20 protein-coding genes are annotated in these 23,636 nt (G+C 60.1%); 10 read left to right on the top strand and 10 right to left on the bottom strand.

The window, feature by feature from the left end:
* The 4 genes from JNM85_10830 to JNM85_10815 are packed head-to-tail and all read right to left on the bottom strand — an operon-like array spanning window position 1 to window position 4,447.
* Window positions 1-1,500, bottom strand: a complete 1,500-nt coding sequence (locus JNM85_10830) for a hypothetical protein (GenBank protein ID MBL8088548.1) — start codon at window positions 1,498-1,500, stop codon at window positions 1-3.
* Window positions 1,501-1,542: 42 nt separating this feature from the next.
* On the bottom strand, window positions 1,543-2,688 hold the full coding sequence (locus JNM85_10825) for a GNAT family N-acetyltransferase (protein ID MBL8088547.1): 1,146 nt from the start codon (window positions 2,686-2,688) through the stop codon (window positions 1,543-1,545).
* Window positions 2,689-2,720: 32 nt separating this feature from the next.
* Window positions 2,721-3,947 carry a DUF4349 domain-containing protein gene (locus tag JNM85_10820; protein MBL8088546.1) on the bottom strand — a complete coding sequence of 409 codons (1,227 nt, stop codon included), beginning with the start codon at window positions 3,945-3,947 and terminating at the stop codon, window positions 2,721-2,723.
* Window positions 3,944-4,447: an RNA polymerase sigma factor gene (locus JNM85_10815; protein MBL8088545.1), complete on the bottom strand. Its 504-nt coding sequence runs from the start codon at window positions 4,445-4,447 to the stop codon at window positions 3,944-3,946. The genes JNM85_10820 and JNM85_10815 overlap by 4 nt, the downstream gene beginning before the upstream one ends.
* A 550-nt stretch (window positions 4,448-4,997) precedes the next feature.
* Here JNM85_10815 and JNM85_10810 point away from each other — a divergent pair.
* From JNM85_10810 to JNM85_10790, 5 genes are all read left to right on the top strand, one after another.
* Complete coding sequence (locus tag JNM85_10810) at window positions 4,998-6,188, top strand: hypothetical protein (protein ID MBL8088544.1); 1,191 nt, start codon at window positions 4,998-5,000, stop codon at window positions 6,186-6,188.
* Window positions 6,189-6,225: 37 nt separating this feature from the next.
* Window positions 6,226-7,113, top strand: coding sequence for a succinate--CoA ligase subunit alpha (sucD, locus tag JNM85_10805; GenBank protein MBL8088543.1), 888 nt, complete (start codon window positions 6,226-6,228; stop codon window positions 7,111-7,113).
* A gap of 566 nt (window positions 7,114-7,679) precedes the next feature.
* Window positions 7,680-8,597: a sigma-70 family RNA polymerase sigma factor gene (locus tag JNM85_10800; GenBank protein MBL8088542.1), complete on the top strand. Its 918-nt coding sequence runs from the start codon at window positions 7,680-7,682 to the stop codon at window positions 8,595-8,597.
* 78 nt (window positions 8,598-8,675) lie between these two features.
* Complete coding sequence (locus JNM85_10795; GenBank protein MBL8088541.1) at window positions 8,676-9,032, top strand: helix-turn-helix transcriptional regulator; 357 nt, start codon at window positions 8,676-8,678, stop codon at window positions 9,030-9,032.
* A 29-nt stretch (window positions 9,033-9,061) separates the two neighbouring features.
* Window positions 9,062-9,421 (top strand): VOC family protein, encoded by a 360-nt coding sequence (locus tag JNM85_10790; protein ID MBL8088540.1) that lies wholly within the window; start codon window positions 9,062-9,064, stop codon window positions 9,419-9,421.
* A 75-nt stretch (window positions 9,422-9,496) separates the two neighbouring features.
* On the opposite strand, the gene JNM85_10785 is transcribed toward JNM85_10790, so the two are convergent.
* The 3 genes from JNM85_10785 to JNM85_10775 are packed head-to-tail and all read right to left on the bottom strand — an operon-like array spanning window position 9,497 to window position 14,399.
* A complete protein-coding gene (locus JNM85_10785; GenBank protein ID MBL8088539.1) occupies window positions 9,497-10,651 on the bottom strand; it encodes a hypothetical protein in 1,155 nt (384 codons plus the stop codon).
* Window positions 10,652-10,671: 20 nt separating this feature from the next.
* Window positions 10,672-11,280: a hypothetical protein gene (locus tag JNM85_10780; protein ID MBL8088538.1), complete on the bottom strand. Its 609-nt coding sequence runs from the start codon at window positions 11,278-11,280 to the stop codon at window positions 10,672-10,674.
* Entirely contained in the window at window positions 11,277-14,399 is a 3,123-nt protein-coding gene (locus JNM85_10775) for a PD40 domain-containing protein (GenBank protein MBL8088537.1), read from the bottom strand. The genes JNM85_10780 and JNM85_10775 overlap by 4 nt, the downstream gene beginning before the upstream one ends.
* Before the next feature lie 52 nt (window positions 14,400-14,451).
* Here JNM85_10775 and JNM85_10770 point away from each other — a divergent pair, with 52 nt between their 5' ends.
* The 4 genes from JNM85_10770 to JNM85_10755 are packed head-to-tail and all read left to right on the top strand — an operon-like array spanning window position 14,452 to window position 17,687.
* Window positions 14,452-15,087 carry a class II aldolase/adducin family protein gene (locus JNM85_10770; GenBank protein MBL8088536.1) on the top strand — a complete coding sequence of 212 codons (636 nt, stop codon included), beginning with the start codon at window positions 14,452-14,454 and terminating at the stop codon, window positions 15,085-15,087.
* A gap of 24 nt (window positions 15,088-15,111) precedes the next feature.
* Window positions 15,112-16,392: a histidine--tRNA ligase gene (locus JNM85_10765; GenBank protein MBL8088535.1), complete on the top strand. Its 1,281-nt coding sequence runs from the start codon at window positions 15,112-15,114 to the stop codon at window positions 16,390-16,392.
* Window positions 16,393-16,429: 37 nt separating this feature from the next.
* Window positions 16,430-17,263 (top strand): hypothetical protein, encoded by an 834-nt coding sequence (locus tag JNM85_10760; protein ID MBL8088534.1) that lies wholly within the window; start codon window positions 16,430-16,432, stop codon window positions 17,261-17,263.
* Window positions 17,264-17,273: 10 nt separating this feature from the next.
* Complete coding sequence (locus JNM85_10755) at window positions 17,274-17,687, top strand: J domain-containing protein (protein ID MBL8088533.1); 414 nt, start codon at window positions 17,274-17,276, stop codon at window positions 17,685-17,687.
* Window positions 17,688-17,747: 60 nt separating this feature from the next.
* Here the strand turns inward: JNM85_10755 and rpsJ are convergent, their stop codons facing one another.
* From rpsJ to JNM85_10740, 3 genes are all read right to left on the bottom strand, one after another.
* Window positions 17,748-18,056: a 30S ribosomal protein S10 gene (gene rpsJ / locus JNM85_10750; GenBank protein ID MBL8088532.1), complete on the bottom strand. Its 309-nt coding sequence runs from the start codon at window positions 18,054-18,056 to the stop codon at window positions 17,748-17,750.
* A gap of 145 nt (window positions 18,057-18,201) precedes the next feature.
* Window positions 18,202-19,413: an elongation factor Tu gene (gene tuf, locus JNM85_10745; protein ID MBL8088531.1), complete on the bottom strand. Its 1,212-nt coding sequence runs from the start codon at window positions 19,411-19,413 to the stop codon at window positions 18,202-18,204.
* 234 nt (window positions 19,414-19,647) lie between these two features.
* Window positions 19,648-22,248 (bottom strand): right-handed parallel beta-helix repeat-containing protein, encoded by a 2,601-nt coding sequence (locus JNM85_10740; GenBank protein MBL8088530.1) that lies wholly within the window; start codon window positions 22,246-22,248, stop codon window positions 19,648-19,650.
* 194 nt (window positions 22,249-22,442) lie between these two features.
* On the opposite strand from JNM85_10740, the gene JNM85_10735 reads away from it, so the two are divergent.
* Window positions 22,443-23,543, top strand: coding sequence for a PEP-CTERM sorting domain-containing protein (locus JNM85_10735; GenBank protein MBL8088529.1), 1,101 nt, complete (start codon window positions 22,443-22,445; stop codon window positions 23,541-23,543).
* The last annotated feature ends 93 nt before the right edge of the window (window positions 23,544-23,636 follow it).

The following is a 23,636-nucleotide window of genomic DNA, read 5'->3' as shown; positions in this document are numbered from 1 at the left end:
TTACGGGTAAATATCCCAGGCGAACATCATGACGTCGCCTCGATCCCAAGTCGAGGTGACGACGTCCCCGCGCTCCAGGAACGTGGTGGTATCGACGCCGTCCGGGAAGATGCCAGCCCATGTCGTATCCACCGTCGAGTTCAGATCGACTTCAATTCCGTAGGAACTCGCGTCTGCCTCGTAGGTGGTGAGCTCGGGGAAAAACACCTTCAAGTCGTTCGGCGGCGTATCGAAGAGCACCGAAAGATCGATGAGGAGCGGCACCGAACCATCGACAAGGCTCACAGAGGGCATCGAAACCGGTCCGTCGGGATAGCCCTGATACGAGGCGATGTTCGCCAAAGCCTGGACCACGGTCGAGTCGTTGACCTGCCCGGTCGCGAAAATGTGATCGCCGGTACGGCCAGCGAATGCGTTCAATCCGAGCACGGCTGAGTCACCCGCGGCCTTCCACGTCGTCTTGGCCGCCGTCAGGGCCGTCGTACTCACGCCCGCTTTGGTGAGGAACGGGCTCCCGGCGAAGTACCGGGCGACGGGGAGCGGATCACCCGCTGTAAACTCAGTGTTGTAAGTCGTGATCGCAGCGGCGTTGGGGTCAAAGGTGCCAAACCGCCAGTCGTACGCTCGGAGGATCGCCTCTTGGGCCGAGAGGCATTGAAGCCAGCCGAGCAGGGCTCTGCGTTCCGCCTCGCCGAAGCCCGCAGTGGCGTTCAAACTGGTCTCTGCTCCCTCGGGGGTGAGGTCGGCGACAAGTGTGTCCGGCGCGTTGGAGGGGATCGCGCTCAGCGCCGAGATAGCTGCCCCGATTTCAGAACGCGAACTCGCCAACGTGGCTTGGATTTCCCAGGGCGTCGGGCCGTCTACGTCGTACCGCTCCAACTGCCCGAGGAACGGGATCACCTTGAGAAGCTGATTGACGTCGATCAGACCTGCGGTCGGTAGGAACTGGCCTCCGCCAATGCTTGAAAGGCGCATCTTCTGCAGCGTATCCAGCAAGGGCGAGTTCAGCGAGGAAATCTCGACATCGGTCAGCGCGGTCGGATACAGCGCAAAAATCCTCTCCGAGACCAGGGCTGCCTTGACGATGGCACTACCCGTACGGGCATCTTCGGCCACACCACTGGCCGAAACCAAAGCGTCAAACTCCGCGCTCAGCGCTGCGAGCGTCGTTACGTTCGTGGTTCCGCTGCGCAGTGCGTCATTCAATCGTGTGAACGCTGTGCCGCCCGTGGTTCCCCCGGCCGTCGTGCTGCCCGAGGTCGTTGAACCCGATGTTGTCGATCCGGAGGTCGTTGAGCCAGACGTTGTGGAGCCAGACGTCGTGGAACCGGAAGTCGTCGAGCCCGCGGTCGTCGAACCTGCCGTCGTGCTCCCGGCGGTCGAGCCGGTTGAACCACCGCCCCCGCCGCCACCGCCACCGCACCCGATCAAGAGTGCGATCCCAAGCAGAAACGCCAGGATCGGGACCACATTACTAACACGGCTGGAAGGGCGAAGCATAGGCATTCTTACTGTAAGTGTCGGAGCCGAATCGACACAAGTTTAGAAGAATTCAGAGCAGAAAACCGACTGCGGAGTGAGCAAGTTCTGCATGGCCTGGAACTCCGCGGCGTCACGACTCTCGATCATGCCCATCTCCATGAGCGCGGTCACCGAAGGTTGCCCCATCAGCGCCTGGGAAAGCGTCCCCACCTTGAGTTTGATCGTGCCCCCGCTCGCGCGTTGGACGTGGGTGCCCGATGCGTCAAACTCGACCCGCCATGCGCCATGCACCTGGGGGAACCTCGGATCTTCGACCTCGAGACTGAACACGCCTGCGCCGCGCCCGGACAGTCGCTCCAGTGCCTGAGGTAAGTTCACGATCCTCCACATCGCAACGCGATGATTGGTAAACGTGATCCCTTCATCGGCAAAGCGGTGCTGGAAGGGACTCGGGCTCGGCTCGGTCCACTTCGCTGCAGACCGGTTAAAGGCCAAGCCGCGGATGCAGTCCAAGATCGTCTCGTAGCCGCGTCGCGTGCTCCAGACAAATTCACCCATCTGGAACTCGTCGAAGAAGCCGCCCTCCATGCTCGTCCACGCATACGCTTCGACCGGGTCGCCAGCGCCATAGATCATGGGTGCGCGCAGCCCCATCCGGTTCTGCCACTCGGCTGGACCGCGCCGTGCGATGCCCGCGTGGTTCGCCCGGAAGCCATCGTACGCCGGTTGGAGCAGATGCAGCTCATCGGGCGAGATTCGCCGCACATTCAGCTGCGGTGAAATCTTCGGGAAGAGGTGGCTCGGGCACCGGACGAGCACGCTGTCACCAGCAAGCTCGTAACCGAATGGACGATAAAACCGCTCGCGGAACCCGTACAGGACGCTGAGGTCGTAACCATGGGTATGAAGCGATTCGAGCACGCCGCGGACGAGGGCGGTGCCCGCCCCAATGCCGCGACTGTCCGGGCGGACTGCCACCATCGCCACTCCACCCCCGTGGAGCGAAGCGCTGCCGCGAGAAAAGTCAAACGAATGGATCGAGGCCGCGGCCACCAACCGGTTGTCGTACCGGACCCCTACGGGCATCTCGAAGTCACGGCTGAGCCGCCCTTCCTCGAACTGCTGGCCGCGGTTATAGACTTCGGACCAGAGGTCCACGAGTTCCGCGCGGTCCGCTGGTCCGAGCTCGTGGTAAGTCAATCCCATCGATCTGGATTCAACTTACCCGAAGCGAGGGCTCATGATTTGGAGGCGTTGCGGCGCAGGATCACCACCGTGATGAGCGCGATCGGTAGCCACACTGGCGCGTAGATCAGCACGTGGATCAGGAACTCGCCGAGCCCTCGCCCGAACCGGCGCATGTTCTCCATGGCACTCGCAAAGGCGTCGCCCGACCAGTTGCCTTTGTCCAAAGTGACGTCTGACCCGCTCGGTCGCTGGGTCAGCGTCAGGCTGACGGTGGAGTAGGCAGACTGATCCTTTAGGACGGCCAACTGAGCCGTGAGAGACTCGATTTCCGATTGGGTTTGCGTGATCCGGTCACGAATCTCCAAGACTTCGCCCACCCGACGTGCCTGACGAAGAATCTGCCTGAGGCTCTCGACTTCCGCCCTCATGGTCTTGAGCCGCGCTTCAAGATCCACGCGCTGTCCGGTCACGTCCTCACCTGAGACGTTCTCGGATTGCACCTCGCCGATCTCCCGGAGTGCCGACATGGCCACATCGAAGCGATTACTTGGGATACGCAACACCATCGATGCGGTCACGCGGGTCTCAACTTGACGATTCAGATCGGCGCTCTCAATGAAACCGCCCCAACCGGTCGTCAAGCTCTCGATGGCGGTCTGGGAGTCTTGAACAGACTTGACCAGCAGGCCGAGGACAGCACGTCGGATGACATCGCGCTTGGAGGCCATGGCCGCAGCGCTGTTGGGAACGGACTCTCGTCCCCTGGATTCTGACTTTGCATGAGCCGCGGGGCTGTCCTGTGGATAAATGCCTTGGCTTTCATACTCTCCGGCCTCAGAATTAGCTGCAGACTCCGGAATTTGTGCAGCGGGACGAGCAGCCTCTCCCGGCATCGAGGGCGTGATCGTCGGTGCCCCAGCAGTGGCCTCGTCGACTGCAGCAGCGGCTCCAGCCGCACTTGCTACTTTGGGGAAAGTCTCAGGTCTGCTCATCACGACCGAGCCGGCGACGATAACCACCAGTGCGCCGACCGCCGCCATCGGTGCCCACTTGACGCGCCACCAAGGCCGTCGCGATTCTGGCTTCTTGGCCGGTTCGTTCGGGGCCTGGGATGCCGCCTGATCATAGTGTCGAAACGCAAACGAGATTCTGCTCATGTCTTGCACCTCTTGCCGCAGAGCTTCGTCCTGTTCCAGTGCTGTCGCCACCCGCGCGGCCATCTCGGGGGAGAGTTCCCCATCGAGATAGGCCTTCAGATTCTCGCGAATGTCGTTCATGCTTCCACCGATCCAGTACAAAGTTCCTTGCGCAATTGGACAAACGCGTGGTGTAGTCGGGACTTGACCGTGCCGCTAGGCACATCCAACACCTTTCCGATCTCATCGTACGTGAGACCTTCGACTTCCTTCAGGATCACGACGGCTCGGTGGTCTTCGCTCAGCTTCGCCAAGGCTTGCCTGAGCGCCTCGCTCTCGATCATGTCGGCCCCCTTCGGAGCGGGGGTGTCTGCCAGCCAATCGATCTGGACTTCCCTGCCAAGGTTCCTCGCCCGGTTTCGACAGTGGTTGAGGGCGATCCCGAAGAGCCAGGCTCTGGGCGGGACGTCCTCACGGTAGCTCGATCTCTTTTGCTCAGCAGTCACGAACGTGTCTTGGGTCAGATCCGAGGCCAGGTCCATGCCCACACGGCGTCGGCAAAACGCCCACACCGCTTGGTAATGCTCCTTGGCCCACTGATCAATGTCGGGCTGGCTTCTTCGTCGGTCAAAAACCTTCATAAGGCCGCGCTGTTTGTCTTTCGACAGGTGTATGTAAGGACGCGACCAGATCGTTCAATGGGAGGGGGAAAAAGAGAGAAGCCCCTGCGGGCGAGCAAGGGCTTCCAGTCGGAGGTGCACTTGGTAAGCCACCTGACGCGGACGGTTGGATCGTGCGTGCGATCGTGCGCCCGTGCTACTTCGCGACTTTGCGAAGGCCAGAACAGCCTGCCAGGATCGCCGTCCCGAGTGGAAGAAGGAATTCGTTCTGAAATGGATGGAGACCATCCGTCAGCCGACTCCAGCTTCGTCTACGAGGTTAGCTGTCGGGTTCGGGCCAAGAGTTACCCTAGAGCCTTTCGGCTCATTCACCCCGAGTTTTGGGTCCCCCGTTCACACCCAAAGGTGTGATTCGACGTCCGCTCGGTTGAGCGATCTGTTTCATTCTACAACTGTTTCAAGCGTTTGCGTTCCCATTTGCCCGAACTTCACAAAATCTGCGCGCGGTTCCATGCGGGAGTGCCGGTTTGTCTTGGCATTCTGGCCAAATCGCGATACACTATAGGTTCAAATGTCCGTTCTTCGCACCGCGATTTCCAGCCTTGGGATCGCGGCGGTAGTTATGAGCTATGCCGCCGGGCGAAGCGTCACGTTCCAATGGATGGGCCCGGAGATTTCGTACTCGTCGGCGATCGTTGGCGGAAATGCCACCCGCATGTTTGGCTCGTTCTTCATCAGCGGCAACCCATCCAATGAGTTCGAGGGGACCAAACAGCTCACGGCCGTCTGGCACGGTTCAGATGTCCCCACTCCCCTGTTCCAGTTGAACTCCCCGGCGTACCGAGGCCGCATCAACGACGTCAGCGACATGTGGCAGGTCGGCGAAATCCGCGACTTCTACGCAAATGACGGCCTGGAACGACCGGTGCTCTGGAGCAGCCTCCCCGGTTCGACTCAGTATCTTGATCTCGGCGGATACGACCGCGGCATGGCCTACGGTACGGACGGCATGCGTATCGTGGGGGCAGCCAGCTTTGTCGAGTGGCTTGAATTCGGTCCAGATTATCGCATTGCGATCCCACTTCCGACCCGCGCGGTGACGTGGGGTTCTGACGGGATTCTCCGCAGGCTGAACTCTGATGGCGCGGAGTCAGCCCTAGCCCGCGGCGTCCAGGGTCTGACTGTCGTAGGCAGCATTTCCGATGCCGATGGACACTCTGATGCGACCTTCTGGACGCTCTCACCCCAGCCTAGCGACGATCAAGTCGTTACCTCCACGTTGCAAGTCATCACACCGGCGAACGCAGCCTATGCCGAAGCGGTCGGGATCCGCGGAGGCGTGATTGTGGGCCGAGCTGGGTTCCCGGCCGGTGCCTCGGCGCAGCCACACGCCGTGCTATGGCGCGGTCCGGGTTGGACGTTTACGGACCTTCACCCGAACCGATTCGATTGGAGCTCGGCAAACTGGACCGACGGAGAATTCCAAACGGGATGGGTCTCGATGACGACCGAAGAATCGCCGACCAGCTTTCTGGTGCGCGCCGCTCTTTGGCGAGGGACCAAGGCTTCGTACACTGATGTCCACGCGCTCATCCCGGTCCCTGTGGAAGAGTCGATTGCCACGTGTGTCATTCGCGATGGCGAAGACATGATTGTTGCGGGCACTGCCCGTGTCCTCAATGGGTACTGGCGGGCTTTCAAACTCGTGCTACCCGGTACAAAGCGCGCGCCTGCTGCCCCACCACGCCCGCCCCGCCGCTGACTCGACTAGGTTCAACCGGGTATCCTCTCGCATTGGTATGGCAGTCCTGGTAGATAAGAACACCAAGGTCCTCGTTGCGGGCATGACCGGCAAAGAAGGTACTTTTCACGCCCAGCAAATGATCGAGTACGGCACTCAGGTCGTAGGAGGCGTAACCCCGGGCAAGGGTGGCATCGAGCACCTCGGACGCCCAGTCTTCAACTCTTTTGCCGAAGCCAAGGCAGCTACTGGCGCAGACGCGGCACTCATTTTCGTTCCTGCGCCGTTCGCGGCAGACTCGGTCCTGGAAGCGGAAGCCGCGGGAATCCCGTTCGTGACGCTCATCACCGAAGGCGTTCCCATCTTGGACATGCTTCGTGTCGTCAACCGGCTTGACGCCAACGGAACCACCCGTCTGCTCGGCGGCAACTGCGCGGGCATCATCACCCCAGGCGAATGCAAGATGGGGATCATGCCGGGCCACATTTTCTCGCAGGGTCCCATCGGGATGGTCAGCCGAAGTGGCACCCTGACCTACGAAATTGCGTGGGAACTTACTCGGGCCGGCCTCGGTCAAACGACTTGTGTGGGCATCGGGGGCGATCCCTTGCCCGGCACAAGGTTCCTTGAAGTGATGCAGTTGTTCGAAGCTGACCCCAGCACCCAAGCGGTGGTGATGGTTGGTGAGATCGGTGGATCCGATGAAGAGAGCGCGGCGGAGTTCATTAAGACCATGCGCAAGCCGGTTGTGAGCTTCATCTCGGGCCGCACTGCCCCTCCGGGCAAGCGTATGGGACACGCTGGAGCCATCATCAGCGGAAACACGGGCACGCCCCAAAGTAAAGTCGATGCCTTGCTCGCAGCAGGCGCGGCAGTTGCCGACAAAACCAGCGATGTACCGGGTCTTGTGAAAATTGCACTCGAAAAGGTAACCGCTTTACGCTAACCTGGCGTACATTAGTATGTGCATATTGACTGAGGTTCACCGTCGAACCTCCGTTCAAGTCGAAACGACTGACCGTTCAAGCCGAACGAACGTCGTATTTGTTCCGGTCTTATGCGTGTAACGGCACGCTAATTGCTCCGGAAGAGACTTGGCGCAGAAATTCGCAAGAAATTTCTTGACAATTTTCGCTGCGCTTGATAGTGTTAACCATTAGGAACAGATTTACAAAAACATAACGCACGGATGGCGGCCATTCGCCCCTCTACGAAGACCCCCAGCGGGGCTCGGATTTGAGATGATGAAACTGAGGCGTGCGAATTGGCGTTGAATACGGAGGTTGTATTAACAAAATGTCGGTTGAAAACGGATTACAAACAGCAGCACGAAGGGGTAAGCCCATCACAGTGCGTAGCACGAGCCGCGCGGCTTATTCCAGCGCGGCCACCCACGCTTTAGCGGACGACCTCACAGAACCAGCCGAAGACGATTTGTTGGATCTGACCGAGGAGGAAGCTGAGGAGGAGGCCGAGGCCCCGCCGCAGCATGACGACTCGGAAGAACTTGAGATGTGGATGCGCCAGACTCGGCGCGCGCACTTGCTCACGCCCGGTCAAGAAGAGGATCTCGCGAAGCGAGTCCAAGCGCGAGACCTCGCCGAGAGCGGCAAGTTCAAGGAACTCGCACGCCTGTTGGGTCGCGATGAGAACTTTGACGAGGAAGACATCAAGTGGATCGTCAAGTCGGGCATCCAGGCCAAGCAGCACCTGATTGAATCAAACCTGCGACTCGTAGTCTCGATTGCGAAGAAGTACAACGCTCGCGGCATCCCGCTGGCTGACCTCATCCAGGAGGGCAATCTAGGCCTCATCCGCGCCGTTGAGAAGTTCGACTGGCGAAAGGGATTCCGCTTCTCGACGTACGCCACGTGGTGGATTCGCCGAGCGATCGCACGCGCCATCATTAACCAGGGACGCACCATCCGCATCCCGGTGTACGTGGCCGAGCTGATCAACAAGGTGATGAAGACCGCCAACCAGCTGCAGCAAGAGCTGCGACGGGAGCCGACGCCGGAGGAAGTTGCCGAGCGCGTGCAGATGAGCCCAGACCGAGTCCAGGAAATGATGCGCGTGGCCGTTGAGCCACTCTCGCTGGAAACTCCGGTCGGCGAAAAGGACAATAGCTCCATCGGCGACTTCGTCCCGAGTAACAATATGCCCACGCCGGGCGATGTGACTTGGACGCTCATTCGCCGCGAAGAGATCGATGGCATCTTGAGCCGACTGACCGGCCGTGAGCGCGACGTCGTTCGTCTGCGCTTCGGACTTGACGACGGCCGATCGCGAACGCTCGAAGAAGTTGGCAGCGCACTCAACGTCACGCGCGAGCGCGTGCGACAGATCGAGCTGCGGGCCATGAAGAAGCTCCGCCACATCGGCCAGGAGCTATCGGTCCAAGGCTTCTCGATCACACCAAATCCGAACTGACACTCGCTCTCGACCCTCGGTGCCACCACGCATCGAGGGCCGATTCATTTCCTCATGCCTTGCCCCAACGCACTGAGAATGTCCCGCATCCCTGCGGCGCGCTGGGTCACACGCGCAGAGCTTGAACCGCAACTCGAAGTTGCCAGGGAGGCGATCGTCTCTAAACTTTCTCAGGCTTTGACCAACTACCACCTCGCATGCTTGGCAAACCTCTCCGAGGACCATTTTGTCCGCCTGTTTCGCGCCACCTACGGTGTCGCACCCGCGAAATACCGCTCCATCATGCGAATGCGCCGAGCGAAAGAGCTCGTGAACCAAGGACTTCGCGCATCACAGGCGGCGCGGGAGCTCGGCTATCGAAGCCTTCCCACCTTCAGCCGTATGTACCGCCAGGCACACGGCGCAAGCCCTACGAAGGGCAATTCCGCTGAGTAGGATAACGGACCTCGGGCTATCATCAGCCCATGGAAACCTGCAACAACATTTGCCACGTTGAATACTTCGTCACCGACCTCGCGCGCTCGCAGGCATTCTACGAAGGGCTCTTCGGCTGGACGTTTCGCAGCTTCATGGAGGAGATGGTAGTGTTCGCCAACGGTGATTCGCACATTGGCGGGCTCTTGAAGATCGACGCACCGGACCCTGCACCGCGATGCCAAATTTGGTACCGAGTCGAAGATCTCGACTCGATGATGGCCAAGGCCACGCGCTTGGGTGGCACTGCGAATGAGCCTAAGAGTCCGGTGCCGGGCGTCGGATTCTCGACCGAAGTGCTTGACCCCGATGGTAACCGGGTGGGGCTTGTACAGTACGTCGAAGGCTAATCCAGCCGGCCCCGAACAAGAGAGTCCCGAGGCGAAGAATGCCTCGGGACTCTCTTGTTCTTGGATGTTCACGTGTTAGAGCTTTTTGATGTTGACCTTGATGGCCTGCTCCATCTTCATGCCGCCTGGTCCTCCGGCCTGGCTACCCATACCGGACATCTTGATCAGCATCTTCATGTTGGTGGTCCCGTTGCTGCTCTCCAGCATGCCTGTCTTCGTATCCACCCTCAGCGTGGTAAGACCACTGATCTCCATATCCATGGACATTCCCATGCCGCTGGACTTCGTTTTGGCGTCCCCGGGCATGGACATGGTCATTTTGGGCTTGCCATTCATCTTCATTTCGAAGACGCCGATGGTGCGACCGTTGAGGGTTTCCACGCGCACGAATTTCGTCTCTACGGGGACATCGTCCATGCTCATCTTGCCGCCCTGGAGCATTGAGCCCATACCACCCATGAGCTTGGAGAACTCAAGCTTGCTGTTCCAAGTCTCGCCGACCTTCACCGGCTTGTCCGGGAACAGAATTCCCTGGAAGCCAATCGCCTGGCTCATGCCCTGAATGGCCATCGAAGCCTGGTCATCGACGCTGCTACCCTGCTTCAGTATCTTGCCCTTGGGACTGACGTCCATCTTCACGGGCTTGTCCTTCATCTGCTTGACGCCATCGATGGCCATCGCCGCCATATCCATGCCGCCCTTGGGAGTTGTTGACGCAGGTGCTTTCACGTCCACCAGCTTGGATTCAATCGTGTACCCTTTGTCGCTCTTACCAAGGAACTTGTAGTCGGTTACCACCGAGTAAGCGACCTTGATGGGGTCCGGTGCCTTGTCGGGCTCACCCTTTGGAGCTCCCATCTGAGGCATCTTCATCGTCATATCCATGGCCGTCTCGTACTTTGCAAAGTCGCCTTTCTCGGCAATGAGCCGCAGGTCATACGACGCGGCCTGAGCTTCCGCCGGGGCGGGAGTTCCCGCTGTAGCGGCAGTTCCTGGCGCAGTCGGTGCCGTGGGCGCTGCGGCGACACCCGCACTGGGGGCTGCTCCGGGCGCGGTTCCCGCGGGGGCCTCGGTCACGCCGCTCGATGGAGCCGCTCCAGGGGCGGGAGCAGCCGATGTCACGCCGCCGCTTTTGGCTGGAGGCATTGCCGCGTCCTTCCCCTTGCTACACCCACCGATGGCGAGGCCGCACGCGATGGCCGCCAATAAACTAAGCTTGTGAATCTTCATCCTAGTGATTATATCGGCGGCTAAGGCCTATCCGTTTCAACTTTCAGCCCTGCAATGAAGCGCTCCGTCGACATTTGAACCGGATCGATCGTCGCAGGCGCAAGAAAAACGCTCGCTAGGTTCACAAGCGGTGGGCCTAAAGGGATGCTGCACTGGGCGAGGACCGCGACATCCGTCAGACGCAAGGCACACCCGCAAATCTTCCGCCGGGTCTGCCGCTCAATCACGTCGTTGGCACTGACATGCGCAAAGCAGTCGGTGCTCCTCGGGTTCTGCGATACCGCGCGCACATCCTCGCCCAGGCAGGCGTCCACTCCCGCTGCGCGAAAAGCGTCCAAGATGGGCTGGATGATTCGCCGATAAGCCCTCTTGACCGATCGGCTGCCAGCGAGTTCTGCGTCGATCAGACCGATCGAGACCGTGAGGTCGTGGCCATGGAGCACAGCCCGACCACCGGTGGGCCGCATAACGTACGGCACCGTACATCCAGGTAGCAAGTCACGCTCCGGGCTTTGGAACCGACCAAGACTCACCCACGGACCGTCCCAGGTGTACACCCGGAGTCCGCCGGTGACCAGCAGCTCTTCGTCAAGCCGCATGTTGGTCGGGCCATCCGCCTGCGAGATCACTTCACCTTTTTCAGCAGTGCATCGATCGCGGCATCAAGCTGGTTATCGCGACCGGCCAGGTACTCGTCAACCGAGAGCTCGACCTGAATGTCTGGCTGCTGGCCATTGTTTTCCAGCGGCGTACCGTCCAATCGGTACACACCTGCGGTCGGTAGGCGTGCGCTCGTGCCATCGACAAGCGTGAGTTCGTACGTCCAGATCACGTACCCCGGCGTCGGCATCCCGACCAAGGTCGCTAATCGGCGCTGCCGCATTGCGTAGGGGAACATCTCCGCGTTGCTGAAGCTCGATTGGGCGTGCATGACCACCGTCGGAAGGTCCCAAGCGCGGTCGGGCGCAGGGGTTGGCACCCCATCGCGATCCTGGTACGTGCTGTGCGGGACCCGCTCGATAATGTCAATGAGCCGATCCGAAATGTTGCCGCCGCCGTTGTTCCGGACGTCGATGATGACGCCCTTCTTGTCTTGGGCATACTGCCATATCTCCCGATTGAATGTGGCAAAGTTGTTACCGCCCATGCCCGCGATGTGGACGTACGTCAGTTTCCCTCCGGATCGGTTCTCGACATAAGCTCGGCGGGCAGCGATGCGGTTTTGGTAGATGAGGTCCGAGACTTCCCCGCCGCTGAGAGCGCGGAACCGGACCGTGCGTGATACTTCGCCGGTTTGCACTTGAAGCGTCACTTCGCGCCCGGCCTGCTCGTTGAGCACTTTGAACAACGACTGCCCCGCCGTTACGGGCACTGAGTTCACTTGTGTGATGATGTCGCCCGGGTTCAACTTGGTCTTCGGGAACGAACCGGGAGTCCCTTCCGGAACCTGCAGGACCTTGATGCCCGGACCGGAGTAGCTCAGGTCGAACTGAATACCAAGGCTGGCGGTAGATTGGCTGCGAGGGTTCCCCGCCGCCGGGCCGACTTCGGAGTGCGACGATTCCAGCTCTCCGATCATCATGTTCAGCACGTTGGCCATCTCGTTTCGGTGCCCGACAGACTCCAGATATGGCTTGTAGCGCTCGCGAAGAGCGGTCCAATCTCGACCATGGAATCGAGGATCGTAGAAGCTTCGGTTATAAATGCGCCAGACCTGGTCCATTGCCGCAACCCGCTCCTTCGCAAGGTCGCGTGTCCAATCAGCCCGAAACGCCACAATCTGAACGGGCAGGTTGGGTTTGCGAATGTCCAGGACCGCGGGCTGGCCGTCACGCATGAACGTCAGCGCATTGTTGTCGGCGGCCACCTCAAAGCCGCCCACACCCGGCACGATTCGGTTGGCGTTGTCACCATCGTAGTCCGCGCGATACAGATCGCCGCCAGCGACGTAATAGAGCTGGCCCTTCTCCGGGTCCATCCACATTTGCGAGACTCCTGGCTGAGCGATGAACCTCCGGATGCGCCTGGACAGGCCGTTGAGGTCAAACTCGACGCTAGGCGTGGTCTTCGGTTTCTCGTAGGCCAGCAACTGTTCGATGGGGCGCATCTCGTCGGGCTGCAGTGGGAGCAGGTAGATCGCGTCTCCGGCGCGGTCACTCGTGAAGTAGAGCCGCGTCCCATCGCTTGAGAATTGGGGCACGCCCACCTCAGCGCTCAGCTCGGTCAGGTTCGTGTTCGTCGCCTTCTTCGTGTCGTAGAGCCAGATGTTTGCCACGCTCTGGACCACGCGGCGATATGCGACGTAGCGACCGTCGGGCGACCACGCGTACTTCAACGCGGCCCACGCGGGAAACTCGCCCGGCTGGGAGAACACGCGCTTGGGCTCGCCGCCCGCCAAGCTCACCGTATAGAGCCCGCCGCTCTGACCGGTTTGCCAGTAGCTCAGGCTCTTGCCGTCGGGTGTAATCTCCACTTCGGTGATATCGTTCGAACCGCGCGTGATCGCTGCCGTCGTTCGCTTTGCGGGGTCGTAAGCGTAGAGCTGGGCCGAACCACTCCGCTCGCTCTGGAAGAATAGGATCCGCTCGCTGGGGTGCCAGAGCACGGCCTCATCAAGTCCTTCGAAATCTGTCACTTGGGTCGCGTCATTAGCATTCGGACCCTTCCCTTTTTTGATGGGTACCGTCCAGATCTCGCCACGAACCGTGAACGCCGCAAGTTCATTCTTGCTGTCGATCGCGGCATCGGTCGCGCCTGAGGTCAGGATCAACCGCTCCGTGTTCGTGGTGCGCTCGTCTTCGCTCGCGGTGATCTCGATCTGTTTCGGTGCCTGACCAGGTTGAGCTACCCAGGCATGCCCCTGCCACACGTACGCCCACGCGCCGGTCTGCTTGGAGACGGTCAGGAATCGCACGGGCTCGCCGACGACGTTCGTCAAGCGCTCAGCCTTGGTTGGACCATCGATGCGATATACGTTCGGCGTGCGCGCGGCATTGTCGCTCCACGGTGCGAGCGCAGCCCCGAGCTTGGTCGTGCTCGGCGTCTTCTCGGTCACGGTGACGGCGAACACGGTCCCCTTTGGGCCAGTCTGCGGCCACAGGTGCTGGTACCCGTTGTCCCGAAGCATCGTGCGCTTGCCGGTTACGAGATCGACCTTCCACAGTTGGGCCGCCGCGGAGCCCTGGTATCGCGGTCGGTACCAAGGAAAGCCCAATCGAGCGTACACGATAGACTTGCCGTCGGCGCTGTACACCGCGCTCCCCATCGCACCGAAATCGCGGATGATCTCTTTGAGGTCACCCGTCGTCGCATCGACGGTCACCAACGCATTCTCCGGCTTGTCAAACGTCCCCGCTTCGAGAAGCCCTTTGCCGTCTGGTGTCCAGTCGGTCGCGAGATCCGAGCCCGAAAAATAGGTCAGCCGCTGGGTCTGGCCGGCGTCGCTCGGCACCAAGTAGATATCGCGGTTCCCGGTGCGGTTCGAGCAGAAGGCGATCCACCGACCGTCAGGCGACCACACCGGCGATTCGTCCAGCTCGATGTGGCTGGTCAAGGGTATCGCCCGACCACCATTTGCATCACAAACCCACACGTCGGCTTTGTAAACAAATGCCAACCGATTTCCGTCGGGACTAAGGGCAAGCTGCCGAACTCCGTGCAGTTCTTTTGGCTTGGAGTCAAGCGATTGAGCATAGGACACGGACAAGGCCGTAACGAGGAGCAAAGTGCCGCACGCGCGTGCTTTCATCCCGCCACCCTACCCGATTCTATGCTGAAGCACCTGTCATAATCGCTTTGGAATGCCAGAGCAGAAGCTACGAGAGCTCATGTGTGAGGTCGGCCAGCGCATGCTGGGCGCACACCTGGTGTGCGCCACCGAAGGCAACCTCAGCGCGAGAATGCCTGACGGTCGACTGCTTTGCACCCCGCGTGGGGTCAGCAAAGGTCACCTAAAACCCGAAGACCTTGTCGTCGTGGACCTCGCGGGCACCCCCTTTGGGCCGGGGACACCCAGCAGTGAGATCCTCTTGCACCTGGAAGTCTATCGGCAACGCGAGGACTGTATGGCCGTGGTGCACGCCCACCCCCCACACGCCACCGCGTTCGCCGTTGCTGGCGAGACGATCCCCGATCATCTGACACCCGAGGCATCGGCAGTACTTGGAAGTGTCCCTCTCGCCCCTTTTGGATTTCCGGGTACCACCGCGGTCCCGCAGTCGATTTCTCGTCTGATTGTCGACCACAAGGCGATCCTGCTGAGCCATCACGGGGCGGTCACTCTCGGACGCGACCTCCTGGACGCCTACTACCGCATGGAGACGCTTGAGGCAACGGCGCGCTTGGCGTGGCTCACACGAGCTTTGGGCGGCCCGTCTCCGCTGCCCGCCGATGCGACCGAGCGGCTCCGCTCCGAGTTCGGCAACGGCCAGCTCTAGCGCTGTCGTGCCAAAATAGGCGGCATGCCCTACCAATCACCTCGAGGAACGAACGACGTCCTGCCGTATGACGCTTCGCGCAGTGAGCGCACGTTCGACTCGCATGTTTGGCGATGGGTGGAAGACACCTTTGCGCAGCTGAGCAACCAGTTTGGATACTCCGAAATCCGCACTCCGATTTTCGAAGACACCGAGCTCTTCACGCGGACGAGTGGCGACACAAGCGAGATCGTCACGAAGCAGATGTACTCGTTCCTTGACAAGGGCGACCGTAGCATCAGCCTGAAGCCGGAAGGCACTGCGCCGGTTATGCGCGCCTATCTGCAGCACAATCTAGGGGCGTCAGGCGGCCCTACACGGCTTTGGTACTTCACCCACATTTTCCGGTATGAACGGCCGCAGCGCGGCAGATACCGACAGGCACACCAGGTCGGCGCGGAACTTATCGGCACCGATTCGCCCGCGGCAGATGCCGAGATGATCGAGCTCGCCTACCGGTTCTATGAGCGGTTCGGCGTCCGGGGTCTCAAGGTTTCACTGAACTCCATCGGCCGCACTGAGACTCGCGTGGCCTACCGCGACGCACTGCTCAAGCACATGGAGTCGTACCTGGCGGACCAGGGCACTGAAGCGCGCGCGCAAGCCGAGCGCAATCCGCTCCGGATGCTGGATTCCAAGGATCCCGCGATGCGGGCAGCTTTGCAGGGTGCGCCAAGCGTGCTGGACTATCTGGAGTCGGAGAGCGCGGCGAACTTTGCGCAGGTGCAGAGCCTGCTGACGGAGGCGGGAGTACCGTACGCCGTCACTCCTGAAATCGTACGCGGCCTGGACTACTACACCGACACTGTTTTCGAAGTACAGAGCACCAACCTGGGGGCTCAGACTGCCCTGTGCGGCGGCGGACGTTACGACAATCTGATCAAAGAGATCGGCGGCCCAGCGACCCCAAGCGTCGGCTTTGGCGCGGGGGTCGAGCGAGTCATCATCGTCATGGAGTCTCAAGGGCTTCTCCCGGAAGCACCCCGTCCCGACTACTATGTCGTATGCGCTTCCGCTGAGGCGGAGGCCAAGGTCCGGGAACTTGTTCGCTCTCTTCGTGCGACTGGTGCGGCGTGTGGCACCGACATCCAGGGCCGGAGCTTGCGTGCTCAATTCAAGGCGGCGGACCGATCTGGAGCCAAGCGCGCCTTGATCTTGGGTGAGGACGAACTGGCTGGCGGCACGCTCACGGTCAAAGACCTTGGCGCAGGGACCCAAGAGACGGTGAACTACAACGACTTCTTGAGCGATGTGGCCCGTGCGTAACTCGCTGATCCTAGTCTCCTCGGTGGCGATGGCTAGCATGGCAATCGCGCAGACTCCCGACGTGGTCCTGCGGGTCGATCTAAACCCAAACTATACGAGCACCACCGGGTCCAAGAATCGGTTACGATGGTTCGACCCGCTTGGGCGGCCAAGCACGATCGGAGTGGGACTCATCCTTGAGCCGGGCTACTACGTCCTCATCTCGGAGCGGCTGCAGAAAATACCTGGTGACCTCGATACCGAGCAACTCGACGAGGCGTACATCGAGGACCCCAGCGTATGGCGCGTGGGGCGGCAGTACCTTCCCTTTGGCGACAAGAATCTCATCCGGGAGGCGGCCCTGGGGGCGCGCTACGATGCCATCATCCCCGGACTCAACGTCCCCATCCGCATGGCGCTCTTCGACAATGGCGTCCAGAAGCTCCGCGGGGCGATGGCACGCGTCGGTGATCGGGTCGGGATCAGCGTGGCCAGTGGTCAGCATCTGAGCGCCGCAGGCACGAGTCTTGGGATGTTGCGCGACCCGCAGTCGAGCCCCGGTCCAGGTCGTGGCTACAAGCTGGTGGTCGGTGCGGATGCGAGTCGAAACTTCGGGCGGTTCCGGCTGGTTGGCGAGTACGTGGGTCTGCGACGTTCGAACAGTCCCTTGGATCTCTCGCAAGACATCACGGACATCCGAGCGATCTTCGGTTCATTGGACGAGCAGCTCATGCTTGTCGTCGGATACAGTCGCGAATGGCGCGATCGAGTCGACTTCTACCGTGTCGAGAGTGACTTGAAAGTCAGCAAGAATCTGTCCCTGAAGTCTTTCGTCCGATTCGAGCGAGGTGTATGGAAGGACCTCTCTGTCGGGCTTCGAATCCGACTGTGATAACCTATCTGTGAACGGCCCTATGCGACCCTACAATCTTCTGCGTGCATACGTGAACCGCGAATGGGAACGGATCAAGGACTTGGACTTGGTGCGCGCCGAAGAGGAGCTGGATCAGCCCTCGATTCCGACATCTCCGGGACGTCCGGCCGATGCCCCCGCACCCAGCGAACTCCTTCCCGAAGTCGATCAGCTTGTGGTCGCCCGAAAGATCCTCGGCATCCCGGAGGGTTGCGCCTACTCTGAGCTCCGGAAGGCGTACGACCGGCTGAACAAGCGCGCAGATCCCGCACGGTTCCCCGAGGGGAGCCAGGAGCGGGAGCATGCCGCTGAGCTGCAGCGACGGGTCAACTTGGCGTACACCAAGCTCGCGGACCAGTACAGCGAGACCGAGCGCCGCTTCAAATCGCTCGAGATCGAATAGCAAATCGGGCAAACCTGCCGGATGGCAGATTCGCCCGAAAGTGTTGACTTCGCCCCTTGATTAGAGCTTGATCTGGATGTCGACGCCGCTTGGCAGATCCAGTCGCATGAGCGCGTCAATGGTCTTGTTCGTCGGCTCAAGGATATCGATCAGGCGGTTGTGCGTGCGCAGCTCGAAGTGCTCCATCGACTCCTTGTCGATGTGCGGGCCGCGGATAACGCACCAGCGTCGGATGTGAGTGGGAAGGGGGATTGGGCCCGCAATTCGGGCTCCGGTGCGGCGCGCGGTCTCGACGATCTTTTCCGCAGACTGGTCGAGAATGCGGTGATCGTAGGCGCGCAGACGAATTCGTACTTTGATTTGTGCCATTTGATGGTTCTCCGGTTGACCGCAAATACCAAGCACCCGGCGAGGTGCTCCAACCTTGCAGTCGAATGCACATTATACCCACCCGAATGGAAAGGTCCTCGCTCCCCGAAGGGGGCAAGGACCTTGTGGTTTCCGGGCTTCAGGCTTACTGAATGACCTTGGTAACCGTACCGGCACCAACCGTTCGGCCACCCTCTCGGATAGCGAACTTGGAGCCTTCTTCCATAGCGATCGGAGCGATGAGCTCGATCGTCATGGTGATGTTGTCTCCGGGCATGACCATTTCAACGCCCGTCGGCAGGTTCAAGGTACCGGTAACGTCCGTCGTGCGGAAGTAGAACTGAGGTCGGTAACCCGTGACGAACGGGGTGTGGCGACCGCCTTCTTCCTTCGAGAGAACGTAGACCTGTGCTTCGAACTTGGTGTGCGGCTTGATCGAGCCTGGCTTACAGATAACCATGCCTCGCTCAATCTCCTTGCGGTCGACACCGCGGAGGAGCAGCCCGACGTTGTCACCAGCCTGTGCACTGTCCAGCAGCTTACGGAACATTTCAACGCCCGTACAGACGGTCTTCATCGGTGCTTCTCGCAGACCGACGATCTCGACTTCGGTGTTGATGTTAAGCGTGCCTCGCTCGACACGACCCGTCGCAACGGTACCGCGACCGGTGATGGTGAAGACGTCTTCAACCGCCATGAGGAACGGCTTGTCCTGATCGCGCTCTGGCGTCGGGATGAAGCTGTCCACTGCGTCCATCAGGTCGATGATGCCCTTGACCCACTTGTCATCGAAGTTGACCGTTCCGGCTTCGACCTGGTCGAGAGCCTTGCGAGCCGAACCGCGAATGATCGGAGTGTCGTCGCCCGGGAAGCCGTACTTGGACAGCAGTTCTCGGATTTCGAGCTCGACCAGATCGAGCAGCTCATCGTCGTCCACGTCGTCGCACTTGTTGATGTATACGACGATGTACGGGACGCCGACCTGTCGAGCGAGCAGGATGTGCTCTCGCGTCTGCTGCATCGGACCGTCGGTACCGGCAACCACGAGGATCGCGCCGTCCATCTGGGCGGCACCCGTGATCATGTTCTTGATAAAGTCAGCGTGACCAGGACAGTCGACGTGCGCGTAGTGTCGCGTCTCCGTCTCGTACTCCTGGTGCGAGATGTTGATCGTGATACCGCGAGCCTTCTCTTCGGGTGCACTGTCGATCTCGTCGTAGCGGCGGGCTTGCGCCAGACCCTTAGTCTGGAGAACGCCGGTGATTGCGGCGGTTAGGGTCGTCTTGCCGTGGTCGACGTGACCAATGGTGCCGATGTTGACGTGCGGCTTCTTTCGTTCGAATTTTGCTCTTGCCATGGTTTTGTTTCCTTATGCTCTCTTCCGGTTTTTTCCGCTGTCAGCATCGCCGCCTTTGCAGAGCCACCGAGGTCCCGTAGGTCCAAGGCCGGATTCGATGACGCACACGAACACTACATCCGCGCGCGAACGTGAGATTATGGACCAATTCAGGTTATCAGGTCAAGACGCCTGACCGGGTCTGCCGCCAAGCGTAGCCCACCCCAAACTGATCGGTTGCACCCTGCGATTGGGTCACTCGTACCCTGGCGGAGCAACATAGAAAAGTTGGTATGCCAAGTATGGAACTGAATCGTAAGTGTACTCGAAGGCATCCGCATTGCCCGCTTCGCCATGCATCCGGCTCAAGAAATTGACAGGCCCGTTGATGCGGTTTCCGCGCATTCTTAGCTTGTAGCCGGCAGCGGCGTTGGCCGGATTCAGCAAAGTGAACCAACGCGACTGGCGGTCACCCCCGTCGAACCAAAAGGCACTCAGGGCCCGCAGCCCGTTGGCGTCCGAGACCACCCCAGCCGCCTGGAGGTCCGCACCGTAGTAGCTCCCGCCAGAGAATGGGCCGGACGCCACTCCGAATTTCGTTGTCCACGGAGTGGTGTGAAACACGTAAGCTACCGACTCTGGATGCGGGACGCAGAATGAGTTTGCAAGTAACTGGATAAAGTCGTTCGTGGTGGCGGTAGACGTCCCTCCAGAGGCACTCTCGATGTAACTGTTTGCAGCACCTGGAAAGAAACCGCGAACTGTCGCATCGCCATGAACGATGAAGTCAGGAACCGGGTTCGGGAATTCGTTCCGATCGATCAGGTTAAACTGTCCACCGTTGATCTGCATCGGATACTCTTCCGGATCCGCCCCAAAGGTCTGACCCACCGGGACAAGCGGGCCGAATGTGTTCCCCGCGATCTCGGCTCCCGACATCCCGTCATCCAGCATCACGCACGAGTGGTGGCGGTAGAACGATGAGTCTGCGGCTGCACCAAATTCGGCCCCCTTGGCGCAGTTGGTGAAGGTGTTTTGGCTCACCTTCAGCCCCAGGGCAGTGAGCGATTTTCCCTGGTAAATGACCCCGGATTCGGCCACGTCTGGCGAGCAGCGATTGAACGTGTTGGCATGGATGTGAGTACTGACACCCGTTAGCACCATGACTGGCCCCGAGATGTCTTCAAATACACTCTGAGTGATGATCGTGTGGCTCGGACGGTGAAGCATCTGAATGGCGGCCAGGCTCGGATGCATCGTGCCGATGTGCGTGAACGTGCAGCCGTAGATCCAGTTGTTCTGGTCGTGCAGCGTGCGGAAATCTTCGTAGGTCCTTGAGGGAGGCTCCTCACTTATCTTCTGCGTGGAGCGGTATGCGATCCCCTGAATGTGGTCGAATGAGCAACCGAGAGTGCGGGACTGGTAGCAGCGTTCCAACCGCAGCCCCGTCAGTCCGCCATTCAAGAACCTACAGTTCTCCACGACCATGCCGCGAGTCGTAGCCGAGCCGATCGTCGCGCCAACCCGCGTCAGTATGAGCCCGGCTCCGGCGCAGGCTTCGAAGTCGATATCCTGTAGGTGAACGCCATCGCAGTTCCAGAACCACAGCGGAGCGTCATAGGCTTTTCGATCGGGTGGCGCAGCAGCCGGATTCGAGATGTCGGGCAAGCTCAGATTCAGTACTTGGGCCGATGCATCCGGCGTCGGGCTTATGTGGTCGTACGAGTAGGGGAGAAAATAGACCCTGTGCCGTGCGTAGCTGATCACCATATCGCCCGGCTGGCGCACGTATTCGGGAGCGTTCATCAGTGTGAATCGCTGGTTCTGGTTGAAAAACTGGATGTTGCCGGTCGGCGAGAAAGGGTCACCTGAGAGGGCAAAGTCTTGCTTCACCCCCACCAATTGTCCAGGACCTTTCACTACGCCCACGTTCACGCTGGTGTACTCGTGCTGCGGAAAGCAGACGATGCGCAGATCCGTCGAGTCCGGGGGTGATTCATGTCGCCTACTCTCCCATTCAAATTCTGTCCTCGTTCCGGTGTATCTCAGGACTTTGTGAGACACTCCGTCGATCGTGACGGTCCCACCCGAGCCGGTGCTGCGCGCCCACCAGAAATTTCGGTCACCGGTGGGCACCTGGTCGTGCGCGAGGCTGAGGGGGCTGCTGTAGACGCGCTGCGCGCCCACCCCGTAGTCCACCGAGCAGGACCAGGGCTTGGTCAGCCCATCTTCGCGCACGTCGTCGGCCCGAAATGCGTCGATGAACGCCGCGGGGTTTAACGGATTCGTACCGTCGACTCCGTCCCTGGTATCGATGATTCGCCCGTCCGAGATCGACCCCGGTGTCTGGGGCCATCCTCCGATGATGCGTTCTATGTCGAGCTCGTCGAGGTCGACATAGTAGGCCATGGCCCCCTCAGGTAGATTGATGAAGCGGAACGCCCATGGGTCTTCGCTCGCGCCCTCCAGGAGCAAGTCGGTGATCGGGTGCCACCGCCCTTCGTCGCTGCGAATCCCCACCCCGTGTACGATCCTGGCCCGCTGCCCGGGCGCGGGAACAATTGTCGTATTGGGCACGGCATTCAGGTCATACTGTGAATCTGCCGTCGGCTCGATGAAGGTGGCGCTAACCTTGACCCGCCCGCGAATGTAGTACGTCTTGCGAAATCCCGGCGGGCTCAGCTCCGTATTGCTGCTCTGATCAAGCACCCCGTCGACAAGGTCCTGCCCCAGCGCCCTCGCGAACTTATTCGAGGCGTACGGGTTTGTGGGATTGTCCGGTCCATACCCGTACTGTGCCTGGGCAAACCCTACCCCTGTTACCAAGATGAAAACACATGCTAGTGCACGTTTCATAAGCCATCTCCTCGCTATTTACCACCGATTAATATTGACACCCTCTGACCTCATCATAACACTCCAACTCGCTCTTGCGACGCTGCACTTCATGTGATGAGATAACTCGACACGAATACCGTATTTTTGCTGGGTGTGCATTCTGGGGCATGGCGTACTATGGCGGTATGGACTGGAGAGGACCGTCATCTGTCATGTTTGCTGTGCTGGGTATCTGCGTAGCGCAGGCCGGTCAGCAGTTTAAGCTCAGCGAGATCAAGATCGAGAACCCACCGGGGTTTACTGGTCTGCCTACTTACATAGGGGTCAACAAAGTAGCATCCCAAGGAACCCTAGACGTTGTCGTCGCTTACGGACAAGACTACAGATATTACGCAAGTGGTTCAATCACGCCCAGCGGCACTAACAACTTGAAAACCTGGGTCTCCACGCTGGGGTGCAACAACCGAGGGGACTTTGTCTACAACACAGGTCAGTCCTCTGGCGGCGGCGTGAGGTATGCCGACGGCACTGAGATCGCTATCCCCACAGATAGCAATCATCGCTACGCCTGGGCCCGGGATATCAACGACAGCGGAGTCGTCGTAGGACACTACTATCTCGGTTACGAGGAGGGAATCCCCTTCTACATGAAGAACGGGGTCGTCACGATGCCATTCCCCGCAGGTTTCCAAGGCACTTTCACACGAGTCGATGCCAAAGGCAGGGCATTTTTCTACACGAGTAGTGGAGACTTCGAACAACGGGCAGGGTACTGGAGCCCAGAAGAAGGTTTCGTTTTCTCATCCGTAGGGCTAAGCGGTGGTAAATACTCCACCCTGCAGGGCATGAACGATCAAGCGCAAAGCGTCGACCCTGAAGAGGACCCAGTGAGCGGCCGCCCCACCGCGCGAGTCACCACGCTCCATTCCCTCACCTACCTCCCCGCACCCTCGTTCTCCGGCGGCGGCGGCAACCCTAATGCGCCCGGTATCAATAACAAGGGACAGATCGTCCTGGATTTCACCCAGAAGTTCGACGGATCCACGAAGTACCGATACCACTGGGCGCTCTGGGACGCTCCCTATGATGAGTGGATTGATCTCTACGCCGCCGTCAAGACCCAGGTCCCCGCGGGGTGGTCCTTTGGTCAGGTGAAAGGCATCGACGACCTCGGAAGGGTCTACGGGACCATGAAGAGGCCCACAGGAAACACCTACGCACTGGTCAGACTCGACCCCGTACCGGAACCCGGCACGCTCGCTGCCCTCGTGACCGGTACGCTGATCCTCCTCAGGAGAAGGACTAGGCGATGATGCAAGAACCAGCGCTTATTTACTCTGCGACTTCGAGATGATTTCCGACGCAATGTTGTTCGGGACGACTTCGTAGTGCGAAGGCGTCACGTT

The sequence above is a fragment of the Chthonomonas sp. genome, assembly GCA_016788115.1.
Classification (GTDB): domain Bacteria; phylum Armatimonadota; class Fimbriimonadia; order Fimbriimonadales; family Fimbriimonadaceae; genus UBA2391.
Note: the sequence above shows the minus strand (reverse complement) of the source record. Positions and strands in the feature narration are given on the sequence as shown.

What these genes read in the sequence shown, in the direction of transcription:
- JNM85_10820 (MBL8088546.1), bottom strand. Translation starts at nt 3,947, where the DNA reads ATGAACGACATTCGCGAGAATCTGAAGGCCTATCTCGATGGGGAACTC.
- JNM85_10825 (MBL8088547.1), bottom strand. Translation starts at nt 2,688, where the DNA reads ATGGGATTGACTTACCACGAGCTCGGACCAGCGGACCGCGCGGAACTC.
- JNM85_10760 (MBL8088534.1), top strand. Translation starts at nt 16,430, where the DNA reads ATGGCAATCGCGCAGACTCCCGACGTGGTCCTGCGGGTCGATCTAAAC.
- rpsJ (MBL8088532.1), bottom strand. Translation starts at nt 18,056, where the DNA reads ATGGCACAAATCAAAGTACGAATTCGTCTGCGCGCCTACGATCACCGC.
- JNM85_10810 (MBL8088544.1), top strand. Translation starts at nt 4,998, where the DNA reads ATGTCCGTTCTTCGCACCGCGATTTCCAGCCTTGGGATCGCGGCGGTA.
- JNM85_10795 (MBL8088541.1), top strand. Translation starts at nt 8,676, where the DNA reads ATGTCCCGCATCCCTGCGGCGCGCTGGGTCACACGCGCAGAGCTTGAA.
- JNM85_10770 (MBL8088536.1), top strand. Translation starts at nt 14,452, where the DNA reads ATGCCAGAGCAGAAGCTACGAGAGCTCATGTGTGAGGTCGGCCAGCGC.
- sucD (MBL8088543.1), top strand. Translation starts at nt 6,226, where the DNA reads ATGGCAGTCCTGGTAGATAAGAACACCAAGGTCCTCGTTGCGGGCATG.
- JNM85_10815 (MBL8088545.1), bottom strand. Translation starts at nt 4,447, where the DNA reads ATGAAGGTTTTTGACCGACGAAGAAGCCAGCCCGACATTGATCAGTGG.
- tuf (MBL8088531.1), bottom strand. Translation starts at nt 19,413, where the DNA reads ATGGCAAGAGCAAAATTCGAACGAAAGAAGCCGCACGTCAACATCGGC.
- JNM85_10765 (MBL8088535.1), top strand. Translation starts at nt 15,112, where the DNA reads ATGCCCTACCAATCACCTCGAGGAACGAACGACGTCCTGCCGTATGAC.
- JNM85_10775 (MBL8088537.1), bottom strand. Translation starts at nt 14,399, where the DNA reads ATGAAAGCACGCGCGTGCGGCACTTTGCTCCTCGTTACGGCCTTGTCC.
- JNM85_10785 (MBL8088539.1), bottom strand. Translation starts at nt 10,651, where the DNA reads ATGAAGATTCACAAGCTTAGTTTATTGGCGGCCATCGCGTGCGGCCTC.
- JNM85_10790 (MBL8088540.1), top strand. Translation starts at nt 9,062, where the DNA reads ATGGAAACCTGCAACAACATTTGCCACGTTGAATACTTCGTCACCGAC.
- JNM85_10830 (MBL8088548.1), bottom strand. Translation starts at nt 1,500, where the DNA reads ATGCTTCGCCCTTCCAGCCGTGTTAGTAATGTGGTCCCGATCCTGGCG.
- JNM85_10800 (MBL8088542.1), top strand. Translation starts at nt 7,680, where the DNA reads ATGTGGATGCGCCAGACTCGGCGCGCGCACTTGCTCACGCCCGGTCAA.
- JNM85_10735 (MBL8088529.1), top strand. Translation starts at nt 22,443, where the DNA reads ATGTTTGCTGTGCTGGGTATCTGCGTAGCGCAGGCCGGTCAGCAGTTT.
- JNM85_10740 (MBL8088530.1), bottom strand. Translation starts at nt 22,248, where the DNA reads ATGAAACGTGCACTAGCATGTGTTTTCATCTTGGTAACAGGGGTAGGG.